Source organism: Amycolatopsis sp. NPDC051373 (genome assembly GCF_040689465.1).
Lineage (GTDB): Bacteria > Actinomycetota > Actinomycetes > Mycobacteriales > Pseudonocardiaceae > Amycolatopsis.
Window position 1 is genome coordinate 1 of record NZ_JBFBAE010000026.1, and the last position, 13,718, is coordinate 13,718.

A 13,718-nucleotide genomic window follows, 5' to 3' on the forward strand; every position below is an offset into this window, starting at 1 on the left:
GCACGGAAGCAGGTAACCGCCCGGGGAAAGCGAGCACAAGCCGAGGGCCGGCGGCCAATCCGGCTCGTGGCGCGTGGCGGGCAACGCAGGGGTTCGATTCCCATTTGGACAGCGCAGCCCAGCACCGCGCACAGGTGACCGCGCACGCGGCACACTTCACCACCACGTGCTGGTTCCCCGGGAAGGTGAGGGCGGGTAAGGGGTTTTCCGTGTCAGGGCACCGCCGGGGGTGGGGTACCGGTTCTCGACGGACCGAGTCTCGGAAACGATCTTTTCTGAGACTCGGTCCGCAACCTCAGTTCTGCCAGAGGAACGCGGCCTCGCCACAGGGCCGGCACGTGAAGAGGTAACCGAGGCCCCCGCCGCCGAAGTTCGCGGAGGTGGCGAAGTCGTAGCCCTCCGCCAGCTCGGCTGTGAACGTCATGCGGGTGGCGCACACGGGACAGTCGGGGGTCTCGTCCCCCTGGATCCAGTCAGGCTCGGCGCCCAGCCGTCCGAGGACCGGCTCCTCCGTGTTTTCGCCGGCGGGATGGAGACGCAGAGCGGTCACGGCTCCCAACAGCGGCTCACCGTCGGCTGGGACAGCGGCGGGGGTGAGTTCACTGGTGAACAGGAAGGCGCGGTTGGCGCCGGCAGTGGCGTCCCAGTCATCGCACATGCCGGGATCGTTCTGGCAGAAGAATGCCGCAACCACACCGATTTCCAGGGGTAGATGGGCGAGGAACTGCATGGCCCCACCGCACTCGCGGCACCTCGGCCAGACGAAGTCGTCCGGGACGAGTGGGACTCCGCCGGTGCGTAGCGTGGGCGCGTCGGCAGTGGTTTGCCCGTCGTAGATCAGCAGCACGGATACAGCCTAAAGTCGCCTCTCCGCGCGCTGTGCCGGTGGTGATCGCCGAGACCAGGCCTTCAGTCCATGAGGACCTCCGGCTCAGCGGTCGTAGTAGCTCGGCGGGCGACGGTTCGTGCCACTGCCGGGCCGGCATGCCTGCCCGCGAGGCGTGCTTGCGCTGGTACGGGGCCCGCGCGTTGGTCCCCATGCTGCTCACCACACTGGCGATCACGAGCCCGATCACGAGGTTGATCGCCCCGTCGGTCGCCGGGTAATTTCGCTGTCCGAGCCGCAAACGTGGGGCAGGCTCAGTACCTGCTCGACACATTCTTCGCGTTCTTCAGAATGTCGTCCCACGGGAAGGTGTTGTTGGCGATCGCCTCGCGGCAGCCGGCGCTCGGCACCGTTAACCAGACTTTGACGGGGGTCGCGGCGTCGACGCGGCTCCGCATGAATGGGCCGATGCCGGAGACGTGGCAGATCGACGTACGTGCTTCAGTTGCGGTTTGATGCTGGGCAGCGATCTACATGGGCGGGGTAGCGATGGGTGGGCGCGGGAGCGGGCGCATGAACGAGTCGGTGTGGACCGAGACCGCTGACCTGCCCCTGAGTTACGGGGTCTTCCTTATCAAGGACTTGAGCGCGGACTTGCCCAGTCCAAGCGTTGCCTACGCCAACGGTCTCGTGGGGACGGATTTCATCAACGGGGCGGTTGTCCTCACCGGCATCCACACGGGTTCGGTCACCGTGACCGTGCAAGCGCTCGACGCCGCACCCGACTCGGTCGAGCTCGACGGCTGGGACGAAGTCGCCGAGGTGTCGGTGGATTCGGAGTACGGGGACCTCATCGTCCACGGCGTGGATGAAGCCCATCCGGATTTCCCCGAGCTGGCCCACGCGGGACCCGGCTCCTACCGGCTGCGCGTCCACGCGCGTGGCCGCGACATCGCCCCCCATCTCAACGTCGAGGACCCCGTCGAGGACTACCAGATCTCCGTGTGGCCGGCTCCGGAAGCACCCGAGGTCGTCTACAAGCAGTCGGACAAGCGCGGACAGGAATACCGGGCTCACCGGAAGAAACCGTGACGCTGGGCTGCGCAGGCTGACGCAGTGTCGGGTTGGTGGCACTTCGAGCAATCTTTCGACGCCTGCTCTTCGTCGGCCACGGCCGCACCCCTGTTCTCGTTCACCGTTTCGTCGCGACGACCGTAGGTCGCGCCAGGCCGCCGCACCGCCTCGACATGCGCTCCCGCGGTGCGGCGTTCACGGCAGCCAGCGACTGATGCCCGCGGATGAGGCGTCCGGGGCTGCCGCCCGCCAAAGTGTCTCAAGCGCGGCGCAGGACCAGGAACGCGAGTTTGCCGGCACCGAGTGGCAGGAAGGGGGCTGGGTGTTCGCACAGCCAACCGGCAGGCCGCTGGATCCACGGGCGGATCACGATGAGTGGAAGACGTTGCTGGCCGAGGCTCAGGTTCGCGACGCCCGCTTGCACGATGCTCGTCACACGGCAGCGACGATGCTGCTCGTCCTGCGGGTGCCGCTGCCGGCGATCATGGACGTGATGGGCTGGGGCGATGCGGCAGTGGCGAAGCGATACGTGCACGTGCCGACGGAAGTCGTCACGGGAATCGCCGACGAGGTCGGCAACTTCCGCGGAGCGATGCGCCACAGCAGGAGCCGCCCGCTTACGCAGACTCGCTGATCGACCAGCTCCAGCAACTCCTCGATGCCGCAAAAACGTCCGGCCGAGACTCTGATGGCGACGACCCGCCGGGGCTGCGCGCGGTGGTCTGAACACCGTATAACGGCTTGTACTGAGACGAGAACTGAGGCGGCGGGATCCCTACCCTCGTAGGAATCTCGCCGCTTCCGCTGGCCAGATGATCGACCTGAGTCGGGATGACAGGATTTGAACCTGCGACCCTTCGCTCCCAAAGCGAATGCGCTACCAAGCTGCGCCACATCCCGATGCCCGCCACCCGCCGAAACCCGAGCCGAGCCGGGGTCCGGAGGGGGTGTGCGGCATCAGCCTAGCCCTCACGCTAAGCTGGGCCAGCCTCCGGGTCCACTGGGTCCCAGTGGGGGCGCTGCGGGTGTAGCTCAATGGTAGAGCCCTAGTCTTCCAAACTAGCTACGCGGGTTCGATTCCCGTCACCCGCTCCATAACCGTTCACCTGCGAAGACGAGGCCGCGTCGGCCTCGAGGCGGGTGGCGATCACGTCCAGGAGCAGGTCGGTGTCCACCGGCTTGGTGATGTAGTCGTCGGCGCCCGAGGCGAGGGTGCGTTCGCGGTCCTCGGCGGTGGCCTTGGCTGTGACGGCAATCACGGGCAGGTCCTCGTGGGCCGCCTCGGCGCGGATGGCCGCGATGGTGGCGTTGCCGTCGAGCTCGGGCATCATGACGTCCATCAGCACCAGCGCCGTGTCCTCGTGGCGTTCCAGGGCGCGGATGCCCGCAACGCCCGTGTCGGCGTAGATCACCTCCAGGCCGGCCTGTTCGAGCACCGCCGCGAGGGCGAAGACGTTGCGCAGGTCGTCGTCGACGATCAGGACCTTCTCGCCGTTGAAGCGCTTCGGGGCGCTGTCCGGCTCGGTCACGGTGATGGTGCTCGGCAGGACCGGCAGCTTCGGCGTGGGTCGCACCGGGACGGCGGGCGCGATGAGGTTCGCCGCGCCCACGGGCAGGTACAGCGTGAACGTGCTGCCCTTGCCCGGTTCGCTGTGCACACGCAGCTCGCCGCCGATGAGTTCCGTGAGCTGCTGGCTGATCGAGAGCCCGAGGCCGGTGCCGCCGTACTTGCGGCTCGTGGTGCCGTCGGCCTGGCGGAACGCGTCGAAGATGATCGCCAGCTTCTCCTCGGGGATCCCGATGCCGGTGTCCTCCACGCCGAACGCGATGATCCCCGCCGCCGACTGCAGCGCCTCCTGCTCCACCTCTTCGGCCGACGCCATGCGGATGTGCAGCCGCACGCCGCCCTCGTCGGTGAACTTGGCGGCGTTGGACAGCAAGTTGCGCAGCACCTGCTGCAACCGGTGTTCGTCGGTGTGCACGCTGCCGGGCACGGGTGGGTCGATGAGCACGGCGAACTCCAGGCCCTTGTCCGACGTGAGCGGGCGGCACAGGGATTCGACGTAGTTCACGAGCTCCGGCAGCGTCACGTCGGACATCTGCAGGTCCATGCGCCCGGCCTCGACCTTCGCGAGGTCGAGGATGTCGTTGATCAGCTGCTGCAGGTCGCTGCCCGCCGCCCAGATCGTCTTGGCGAACTGGATCTGCTTCTCCGTGAGGTTGCCCTCCGGGTTCTCCGACAGCAGCTTCGCGAGGATCAGCGCGCTGTTGAGCGGGGTCCGCAGCTCGTGCGACATGTTCGCCATGAACTCGGTCTTGTACTGCGACGCCACGGTGAGCTGCCCGGCGCGCTCCTCGAGCTCCTGGCGCGCCTGCTCGATCTCGATGTTCTTGACCTCGATGTCACGGTTCTGCTGGGCCAGCAGCGCCGCCTTCTCGGCCAGCTCCGTGTTGGAGCGCCGCAGCTCGCCCTGCTGCGCCTGCAGCTGCTCCGAGCGCGCGCGCAGCTCCTGGGCCAGCCGCTGCGATTCGGTCAGCAGCGCCTCGGTGCGCGAGTTCGACAGGATCGTGTTCACGTTGACACCGATGGTGTGGCGCAGCTGCTCCAGCAGATCCAGGTGCACGGCGGAGAACTCGTTGACCGACGCCAGTTCCAGCACGCCGAGCACCTCGCCCTGGAACAGCACGGGCAGCACGATCACGTTCACCGGCGGCGCAGAGCCGAGGCCCGAGGACACCAGCGCGTACTCCGGCGGCGCCTCGCGAACGAGGATCGTCTGCCGGTCGACGGCAGCTTGCCCGATCAGCGACTCGCCGAGCGTGAACCGAAGGCCGGCGCGCGACTGCGCGAGCCCGTACGCGGCGATGCAGTCGAGCACCTTGCGGCCCGGGTCGCTGCCGTCGTCGTGGGCCAGGAAGAACGCGCCCTGCTGCGCGCTCACCAGCGGCGCCAGCTCGGACAGGATCAGGGTGGCCACGGACGCGAGGTCGCGGTGGCCCTGCATCCGCCCGCCGAGGCGCGCGAGGTTTGTCTTCAGCCAGTCCTGCTCGCGGTTCGCCGACGTCGTCGACTTCAGGTTCGCGATCATCTGGTTGATGTTGTCCTTGAGGTCCGCCAGCTCACCGGACGCGTCCACGGTGATGTGGCGGGTCAGGTCGCCCGCCGTCACGGCCGTGGCGACCTGGCCGATGGCGCGCACCTGGGTGGTGAGGTTGCCGGCCAGCTGGTTCACGCTCTCCGTGAGCCGCTTCCACGTGCCGGACACGCCCTCGACTTCGGCCTGGCCGCCCAGCTTGCCCTCGGTGCCGACCTCGCGGGCCACCCGTGTGACCTCCGAGGCGAACGCGGAGAGCTGGTCGACCATCGTGTTCATGGTGGTCTTGAGCTCCAGGATCTCGCCGCGCGCGTCGACGTCGATCTTGCGCGAGAGGTCCCCTCGCGCGACCGCGGTGGTCACCTGCGATATGTTGCGCACCTGGCTGGTCAGGTTGTGCGCCATGAAGTTGACGTTCTCGGTCAGGTCCTTCCACGTGCCGGCCACACCCGGCACGCGCGCCTGACCGCCGAGGATGCCTTCCGTGCCGACCTCGCGCGCCACTCGTGTGACCTCGTCGGCGAACGCGCGCAGCGTCTCGACCATGCTGTTCAGCGTGGCCGCGAGCGCCGCGACCTCGCCGGCGGCGTCGATGGAGATCTTCTTCGACAGGTCCCCGTTGGCCACCGCGCTCGCCATGGTGGCGATGCTGCGGACCTGCTCGGTGAGGTTGTCGGCCATGCCGTTGACGTTGTCGGTGAGGTCCTTCCACGTGCCGGCGACGCCGGGCACGCGGGCCTGGCCGCCGAGCTTGCCCTCGGTGCCGACCTCGCGGGACACCCGCGTGACCTCGTCGGCGAACGCCGAAAGCTGGTCCACCATCGTGTTCAGCGTGTTCTTGAGTTCCAAGATCTCGCCGCGCGCGTCGACGCTGATCTTCTGCGTCAGGTCGCCCTTCGCCACCGCCGAGGTGACCTGCGAGATGTTGCGCACCTGGTCGGTGAGGTTGTTGGCCATGAAGTTGACGTTGTCGGTCAGGTCCTTCCACGTGCCGGCCACGCCCGGCACGGCCGCCTGACCACCCAGCTTCCCCTCGGTGCCGACCTCGCGCGCCACGCGCGTGACCTCGTCGGCGAAGGCGGAGAGCTGGTCCACCATCGTGTTCAGCGTGGTCTTGAGCTCGAGGATCTCGCCCCGGGCGTCGACCGCGATCTTCTTGGTCAGGTCGCCGCGCGCGACCGCCGTGGCGACCTGGGCGATGTTGCGGACCTGCGCGGTGAGGTTGTTGGCCATGAAGTTCACGGACCCGGTGAGATCGCGCCAGATGCCGGCGACGCCGGGCACCTGCGCCTGGCCGCCCAGCATGCCCTCGGTGCCGACTTCGCGCGCGACTCGCGTGACCTCGTCGGCGAAGGCCGAGAGCTGGTCGACCATCGTGTTCATGGTCGTCTTGAGCTCGAGGATCTCGCCTCGCGCGTCGACGGTGATCTTCTGCGTCAGGTCGCCCTTCGCCACGGCGGTGGTCACGTGGGAGATGTTGCGGACCTGGTCGGTGAGGTTGTCGGCCATCTGGTTCACCGAGTCGGTGAGCCCGCGCCACGTGCCGGCCGCGCCGGGGACCTCCGCCTGGCCGCCGAGCCGGCCGTCGCTGCCGACCTCGCGGGCCACGCGGGTGACCTCGTCGGCGAAGGCGGAGAGCTGGTCGACCATCGTGTTCAGCGTGGTCTTGAGCTGCAGGATCTCGCCGCGGGCGTCGACGTCGATCTTCTTCGTCAGGTCGCCCGCGGCCACCGCCGTGGCGACCTGGGAGATGTTGCGGACCTGGTCGGTGAGGTTGTCGGCCATCAGGTTCACCGAGTCGGTGAGGTCGCGCCAGGTGCCGGCCACGCCGGGCACGCGCGCCTGACCGCCGAGGCGGCCCTCGCTGCCGACCTCGCGCGAGACGCGCGTGACCTCGTCGGCGAAGGCGGAGAGCTGGTCAACCATGGTGTTGATGGTGTTCTTGAGCTCGAGGATCTCGCCCCGGGCGTCCACGTTGATCTTCTGCGTCAGGTCGCCGCGCGCCACGGCCGTGGTGACCTGGGCGATGTTGCGGACCTGCTCGGTGAGGTTGTCGGCGAGGAAGTTCACGGAGTCGGTCAGGTCGCGCCAGGTGCCCGCGACGCCGGGGACCTCGGCCTGACCGCCGAGGCGGCCCTCGCCGGCGATCTCGCGCGACAGGCGGATCACTTCGGCGGCGAAGCGCGAAAGCTGCGCGAGCAGGCCGTTCACGGTCTTCGCGAGGTCGGCGTACTGGCCCTGCAGCGGCTTGCCGTCCAGCTGCAGCGCCATCGGCTGCGAGAGGTCGCCCTCGGCCACGGCGCCCAGCACCCGATCGAGCTCCACCACCGGCTTGCTGACGTCCTCGATCAGCCCGTTGATCGTCTCGACGGCGGTGGTCCAACCACCGGGGCCGATCTCGGCGCGCACGCGCTCGGTGAGCCGGCCCTCCTGCCCGACGGCGCCGCGCACGCGCATGAGTTCCGTCACGAGCCGCTGGTTGCGCTCGGCGATGTCGTTGAACGCGCCCGCGAGCTGAGCGGCGATCCCGTCGCCGCTCGCCACGAGCCGACGGCGGAAGTTGCCCTCGCCGAGGTCACGGACGGCGGCCAGGAGCCGCTCCAGCGCGGCCGCCTCACCGGCGGCGATGCCGCTTCCCCCGGTGATCTCGTCCCGCTCGGAACCGGTTGTCATGTCTGCCGACCCTCTCCACCACGCGTGTGCCAGCCATGGTCGTCGACCCAGCGTGCCACGGTTCGCCCTACACTTCGAGCCAGTCCGCCCGCTCACGCTGTGCCAACCTTGTACTGACGACAAGTCGGTCGACCCGGAGGCAGGAGGTTCGTGCATGGTGTCACGGCCCGCTCCGGCGTCGGCCCTGCCACCCGGCGCCGAGCTGCCCGAGTACGGGGGATTCTGGCGTTCGGTGCTCGAAGACGTGCGGGACCCGGTGTTCGTCCAGGACCCGGCCGGAGCCGTACGCTGGGCCAACGCGGCCGCGCGCACGCTCGCCGCCGAAGGTCCGCCCGTGCTCGTCACCGTGACGGAGACCACCGGCCACATCGATCTCGGCGAGGTCCGCCGCGCCGCGCACCTGCGCCCGCTGCCCGAGGGCTGGCGCGTGTGGACCGTGGTCGACGACAGCCCCCGTCGTCCCGAAGAGTTCCTCGCGGAAGCCGGTCCGAAACTCGCTGCGGCCCGCGGCCGCCACGGCACGGCGCGCGTGATCGCCGAGCTGGCCGCCTCCGCGCTGGGCGACTGCGTGTTCGTGTTGCTGCCCACCACCCGCGGCCGCTGGGAGTGGTGGAGCTGCGAGGACCACGGCGCGCCCGGCCACGGCCGCATCCGGCGGGTGGCGGCTCAGCACGCTCCGGCGGTGGCCGAGACGTTCGCGGCCGTCGGGCCGCCCGAGGTGCGCGTGGTGCCCGCCGCGGAGGTGGCCACGATGCCGCCGGCGGTGGCCGAGCGGTTCTCCGGCCACGCCGAGGTTTCGGCGGTGTCGCTGGGCGTCGACGAGGGCGGCGTCACCGGCGCGGTGCTGATCGGGCGGCGCACGGAACCGGCGTTCGGCGCCGGGCAGCCGCGCGCGATCGAGGCGTTCGCCACGGCCGCGGGCACGGCGCTGGCCAACGCGCAGCGCTACGCGCGTCAGGAAGAAGCCACGCGCGGCTTGGAGACCACGCTGAAGCCGACGCCGCCGGCGGAGGTCGACGGCGCCAACTTCGAGCTCTGGTACGAGCCGGCCGGCGGCGTTCTCGGCGTCGGCGGCGACTTCTACGATGTGCTCGCGCGTGAGGACGGCAGCGCGTTCGTGGTGGTCGGCGACATCTGCGGCAAGGGCGCCGAGGCGGCTGCGCTCACGGGCCGCGTGCGGCATTCGCTGGCCGCGCTGCAGCTCGTGGAACGCGACGGGCGCACGATGCTGCGCCTGCTGAACGAATTGCTCATCGCCGGCGGCTCCAACCGTTTCGCGACGCTCGTGCTCGGCTCGGTGGCGCCGACGGACTCGGGTCTCGACGTCACGCTCGCCTCGGGCGGCCACCCGGCGCCGCTCGTGCTGCGCCGCGACGGCGGGGTCGAGGAGGTGAGCGTGCCGGGCACGCTCGTCGGGATCTCGCCGCAGGCCCGCTTCGCCGAGGCGACGGTGCACCTCGACGAGGGTGACGTCTGCCTGCTCTACACCGACGGCGTCACGGAAGCCCGCAACCGCACGGAATCGGCCGAGCTGTTCGGCGACGAACGGTTCCACTCCGTGCTCGCAGACTGCGTCGGGCTGCCGGCGCACCAGGTCGTGGCGCGGCTGCGCGAGGCCGTGCGCGCGTGGCTGGGCAACTCCGGCCACGACGACATCGCCGTGCTCGCGATCGAAGCCGCGGCGCGCGCGGATTGAGCGGTCCGCCACGCGGGTAGCCGGGGTGGGTCACTAGGACCCGGACGGAGGAAACCCGATGGCGAACGCACTTCAGGGCCGCAAGGTGGCCATCCTGGCGGCCGACGGCGTCGAGCAGGTGGAGCTGGAACAGCCGCGCAAGGCGGTCACCGCCGAAGGCGCGACGGTGGACCTGGTCTCGCTGGCCGACGGCGAGATCCAGGCCATGAACGGCGACATCGACAAGGGCGCCACGTTCCCGGTCGACCGGCTCGTCGCCGACGTCTCCGCCGACGACTACGACGCCCTCCTGCTGCCCGGCGGCACGATGAACCCCGACAACCTGCGCCGCGACCCGGCGGCCGTGCGGTTCGCGGGCGACTTCGTGCGCGCGGGCAAACCCGTCGGCGTGATCTGCCACGGGCCGTGGACGCTCGTGGAGGCCGACGTGGTCCGCGGGCGCACGCTGACCTCGTTTCCCAGCGTGCGCACGGACATCCGCAACGCGGGCGGCACCGTGGTCGACGAAGAAGTCGTGGTGGACAAGGGTCTCGTGTCCAGCCGGAACCCCGACGACCTGCCGGCCTTCTGCGCGAAGGTGATCGAGGAGTTCGCAGAGGGACGCCACCCGGTCGGCTGAGGCTGGTCACCGACCCGCGCAAAGCAGTGGCGCTCTTCCCGTCGGCGGGGGACCCTGGTGGGGTCCACGCCGTGCGGTCCGGGAGGAGGTGACGCGATGACAGTGCATTCGAGGCGGTATGGCCGTTGGTGCCGGGACCACTTCAACGCGCCTGCTCCCGAGGGAGACAAGGCTGTGGAGGAGGTTCAGGCGCAGTCTGCCCAGCCCGAACCTCCGAAGCCGCCCGCGCCTCCGTCGCCGCGGAAGCCGAAGGGCTGAATTCCGGGCCGTCCGGGGGAAGGCGGGCAACCTCGGTGAGGGCCGCACGTCCTGCCGATCATGAAACCCACCCGGTGCGCCGCCGCCGTCGCGGCCGCACTCGCCGTGCTGGCCCTCGTCCCCGCCTCCGCCACTGCCGCTCCTGATGTTTCTGCTGTTCCTGCCGGCTTCGCGCCCGCGTCGACGAGTTGGACCGGGCCGGAGCACGGCTTCGTGCTCGGCTACACCGACTGCGGCGAACCGGGCTGGTGCCCGGTCCTGCTCGAGACGACCGACGGCGGCGCGCACTGGCGGAGGCTGGGCGCGCCGCCGATGTCGTTGCCGGACAACCACAACCACGTCCGGCTCGTCGCCGCGAGCGCCCAGCACCTGTACGTCACCGACGGCTCCCGCATTCTCGCCACGCGCGACGGCGGCCGGCACTGGTTCACGGTGCTCGTGGCCGGCGGCGGGCAGCGTTATGTGTCCGCTCTGGCCGAGACGGGCGGCCGGATTTTCGCCGTGGTCACGAGCAATTCCTACGGCAACACCACGTCCGTGTACTCCGGCCTCGCGGGCGCGCCGGTGCTGGCGCCGCTGCCGGGGTTCGAGGTCACGGGTGGCATCACGTACGGCGATCTGGCCACCGAGGGAGGGCTGCAGATCGCGCTGGGCGCCGACTACCGCACCGAGGAGTACTGGACTTCGCGTGACGGAGTGGTGTTCACGCCCGCTTCGCCGCCGTGCCCGTCGGGGACCACGGCGTCGCTGGGCGGGGTGCGGTCCGGGCAGGTGATCGCGTTGTGCAGCAGCAGCCCGGGCTCGCCGCAGCCGGGTTCGTCGGAGCGGCGGATGTGGCGCGCGCCGAGGCTGGGCGCCACGTTCAGCGGCACGGCCGACGCGCCGGCCGTGGGCATCACGCAGGGGTTCAGCGCCGCGACCGCCGACACCGCGACGGTCGCGGCCGAGGGTGGTGGCGGCGGCTTCCTCCACCACACCACCGACGGCGGCCGTACGTGGACCACTACCGTGCTGTCCGATCGTGGTGTCGGGCTTTCGGATCTCGCCTTCGTCGGTGACGGCGTCGGCGTGGTCGTCGACGGCCTGCCGGACGCCGAAAGCGGCTCCGCTGTGTATCGGACGACCGACACCGGGAGGACGTGGGTAGAACTCTCGTTCTCCTGAGGGTTACTGCAGGTGGAGCAGGCTGTGGGGAGTGGGTTCGCTGAGTGGACGCGGTGTCGTAGTCTGTGCACTGTCCGTGGCGTGAAGGGGGCAGCGGTGGTTTCGGGGACCTCGACGCGCTTCGACCACGACCGCCCCAGCCTGGCCCGCCTGTCCGACGCCCTCCTCGGCGGCTGCGACCACTACGAAGCCGACCGCGTGATGCTCCAGCGCCTGCTCGCCGTCGCCCCCGGCGCCCAGGACATGGCGCGCGAGCACCGCGCGTGGCTCGTGCGCGTGGTCCGCCACCTCGCCGCCGACCGCGGCATCGACCAGTTCCTCGACCTCGGCTCCGGCATGCCCACCGTGGAGAACACCCACGAGGTCGCCCAACGCCACAATCCCGACGCGCGCGTCGTGTACGTCGACAACGACCCTGTCGTCCAGGTCCACGGCCGCGCCGTCCTGGAGACCAACGACCGCACCCACGTCTCCGGCGCCGACCTCACCGACCCGGGCGCCACCCTCGGCGACCCCATCGTCTACCGCCACCTCGACTTCGATCGCCCGATGGCCCTGCTGCTCTGCTCGATCGTCCACCACATCGACAGCCTCGACCGCGCGCGGTTCATCGTGCACAGCTACGTCGACCAGCTGGCCCCCGGCTCGTACCTCCTGCTCACCCACCACCACCAACCCCCGGCCGACCCACCCCGGCAGGCCTTGGCGCACCTCATCGACTCGACCTTCGAGGGCACCGGGCTGGGCACAGTGCACCGGTCGCGGGAGGAGATCGAGTCGTTTTTCACCGGGTTGGAGCTGCTGGATCCGGGCCTGGGCATGCTGCACGAGTGGTGGCCCGACGGGCCGCGGATGACTCCGGTGGGGGATTTGAACTATCTGACGTTGGGTGGAGTGGCCCGGAAGCCGTGAGCCGGCGGTAGTGGACCACCGGCCAGACCCGGCCGCTGATCTCCTTCGTGGGCGGGCCTTCGACGCGGCCGAACCCGGCATGCTCCGCCGCGAGCTGCGAAGCGACGTTGTCCGTGTGCGTCCAGAGGCGGATCTCGATGCCGGGCCACGTCGTGCTCACCCGCCGGCACAGCTCGGCGAGCGCGCGGCTCGCGACGCCGCGGCCTCGCGCGGAGGCTGAAACCCAGTAGCTGACCTCGGCGACGGCACCTTTGCGCTCCGCCGCGAGGTTGGCCAGCCGCTCGCCGGACTCGGCGGCGATGGCGACGAAACCGAGGGCGTTTTCGTTGCGGCGCAACGCTTTCAGCGCGCGCAGGAACTCTGGGGCCGTCAGTGTCGCCCGTTCCGTGGTGAAGCGCAGGGTGCCCGGATCCTGTACCTGCGCGACGTACCACGCCGCGTCGTCGGGCAGCCAGTCCCGCAGCTCGATCTCCATACCGCACCGTAGAACGAAAAACGGGCGGCTTCCCACCCAGGAAAGCCGCCCGTTTCACGTCAGCCGAAACCTCACGCCACGTCGAACGTGTCCGGGTCCGGGCCGGTGCGCAGGCCGCGGTCGAGGGCCGACAGCGCGGCCATCTCGGCGTCGGTGAGGGTGAAGCCGAAGACGTCGAAGTTCTCGGCCACGCGCGAGGGCGTGACGGACTTCGGGATGACCACGTTGCCCAGCTGCAGGTGCCAGCGCAGGACGACCTGGGCGGGCGTGCGGCCATGCGCGGAGGCCACCTCGACGACGGCCTGCTCGCCCAGGAGGTCCCCGCCCTTGGCCAGGGGGCTCCAAGCTTCGGTGGCGATGCCGTGGTCGGCGTGGAAGGCGCGCAGTTCCTGCTGGACGAGGTACGGCGACAGCTCGATCTGGTTCACGGCCGGCACCACTGCGCCCTCGTCGAGTACGCGGCGCAGGTGCGAAGGCTGGAAGTTGGACACGCCGATGGCGCGCACGCGGCCGTCGGCGTAGAGCTTCTCCAGCGCCTTCCACGTGTCGAGGTACTTGTCGCGCGTGGGCAGCGGCCAGTGGATCAGGTAGAGGTCGAGCTGCTCGAGCCCGAGCGCCGTCAAGCTGGAGTCGAACGCGTGCAGCGTCTGGTCGTAGCCCTGGTCGCTGTTCCACAGCTTGGTGGTGATGAACAGCTCGTCGGCCGCGACGCCCGACTCGGCGAGCGCCTCGCCGACGGCCGCTTCGTTGCCGTACGCCGTGGCGGTGTCGATGCTGCGGTAGCCGGCGTCGAGCGCGGTCTTGACCGCGGCCTTCGTCTCGGCGGGCGGCACCTGGAAGACGCCGAAGCCGAGCTGCGGCATTTCGACGCCGTTGTTCAACTTGGTGACAGGAACGCTGGTCAACGCAAAAACCCTTCTGTGCTA

Annotated in this window: 9 protein-coding genes, 2 tRNA genes and 2 pseudogenes; 7 read left to right on the forward strand and 6 right to left on the reverse strand. The window is 70.0% G+C overall.

Features of this window, described 5'->3' with window-relative positions; genetic code table 11:
* Window positions 1–295: 295 nt before the first annotated feature.
* Both AB0383_RS37340 and AB0383_RS37345 read right to left on the reverse strand, forming a co-directional pair.
* Complete coding sequence (locus AB0383_RS37340; RefSeq protein WP_366189788.1) at window positions 296–847, reverse strand: hypothetical protein; 552 nt, start codon at window positions 845–847, stop codon at window positions 296–298.
* A 293-nt stretch (window positions 848–1,140) separates the two neighbouring features.
* The gene (locus tag AB0383_RS37345; RefSeq protein ID WP_366189789.1) at window positions 1,141–1,284 is read right to left on the reverse strand and encodes a hypothetical protein; all 144 of its coding nucleotides are present in this window, start codon (window positions 1,282–1,284) and stop codon (window positions 1,141–1,143) included.
* A 115-nt stretch (window positions 1,285–1,399) separates the two neighbouring features.
* Here AB0383_RS37345 and AB0383_RS37350 point away from each other — a divergent pair, with 115 nt between their 5' ends.
* The gene (locus AB0383_RS37350; RefSeq protein WP_366189790.1) at window positions 1,400–1,918 is read left to right on the forward strand and encodes a hypothetical protein; all 519 of its coding nucleotides are present in this window, start codon (window positions 1,400–1,402) and stop codon (window positions 1,916–1,918) included.
* A 262-nt stretch (window positions 1,919–2,180) separates the two neighbouring features.
* Window positions 2,181–2,626, forward strand: a pseudogene (locus tag AB0383_RS37355) (tyrosine-type recombinase/integrase); the annotation flags it as partial.
* Between the two features lie 100 nt (window positions 2,627–2,726).
* On the opposite strand, the gene AB0383_RS37360 reads toward AB0383_RS37355, so the two are convergent.
* Window positions 2,727–2,800: transfer RNA gene (locus AB0383_RS37360), tRNA-Pro, on the reverse strand.
* Between the two features lie 121 nt (window positions 2,801–2,921).
* Here AB0383_RS37360 and AB0383_RS37365 point away from each other — a divergent pair.
* Window positions 2,922–2,995, forward strand: a tRNA-Gly gene (locus tag AB0383_RS37365).
* Here AB0383_RS37365 and AB0383_RS37370 read toward each other — a convergent pair.
* The gene (locus AB0383_RS37370; protein ID WP_364173511.1) at window positions 2,947–7,668 is read right to left on the reverse strand and encodes a HAMP domain-containing protein; all 4,722 of its coding nucleotides are present in this window, start codon (window positions 7,666–7,668) and stop codon (window positions 2,947–2,949) included. The genes AB0383_RS37365 and AB0383_RS37370 overlap by 49 nt on opposite strands.
* 154 nt (window positions 7,669–7,822) lie before the next feature.
* Here AB0383_RS37370 and AB0383_RS37375 point away from each other — a divergent pair, with 154 nt between their 5' ends.
* The 4 genes from AB0383_RS37375 (at window position 7,823) to AB0383_RS37390 (ending at window position 12,317) form a co-directional block, all read left to right on the forward strand.
* The gene (locus AB0383_RS37375) at window positions 7,823–9,364 is read left to right on the forward strand and encodes a PP2C family protein-serine/threonine phosphatase (protein ID WP_366189791.1); all 1,542 of its coding nucleotides are present in this window, start codon (window positions 7,823–7,825) and stop codon (window positions 9,362–9,364) included.
* A 58-nt stretch (window positions 9,365–9,422) separates the two neighbouring features.
* Window positions 9,423–9,983 (forward strand): type 1 glutamine amidotransferase domain-containing protein, encoded by a 561-nt coding sequence (locus tag AB0383_RS37380; RefSeq protein ID WP_364173279.1) that lies wholly within the window; start codon window positions 9,423–9,425, stop codon window positions 9,981–9,983.
* 318 nt (window positions 9,984–10,301) lie between these two features.
* Complete coding sequence (locus AB0383_RS37385; protein ID WP_366189792.1) at window positions 10,302–11,405, forward strand: hypothetical protein; 1,104 nt, start codon at window positions 10,302–10,304, stop codon at window positions 11,403–11,405.
* 81 nt (window positions 11,406–11,486) lie between these two features.
* Window positions 11,487–12,317: an SAM-dependent methyltransferase gene (locus tag AB0383_RS37390; protein ID WP_366189793.1), complete on the forward strand. Its 831-nt coding sequence runs from the start codon at window positions 11,487–11,489 to the stop codon at window positions 12,315–12,317.
* Window positions 12,318–12,399: 82 nt separating this feature from the next.
* Here AB0383_RS37390 and AB0383_RS37395 read toward each other — a convergent pair.
* Together AB0383_RS37395 and AB0383_RS37400 are read right to left on the reverse strand one after the other, a co-directional pair.
* Window positions 12,400–12,792 (reverse strand): annotated as a pseudogene (locus tag AB0383_RS37395) (GNAT family N-acetyltransferase); the annotation flags it as partial.
* A gap of 71 nt (window positions 12,793–12,863) precedes the next feature.
* Window positions 12,864–13,697, reverse strand: coding sequence for an aldo/keto reductase (locus AB0383_RS37400; protein WP_366189794.1), 834 nt, complete (start codon window positions 13,695–13,697; stop codon window positions 12,864–12,866).
* Window positions 13,698–13,718 lie beyond the last annotated feature (21 nt).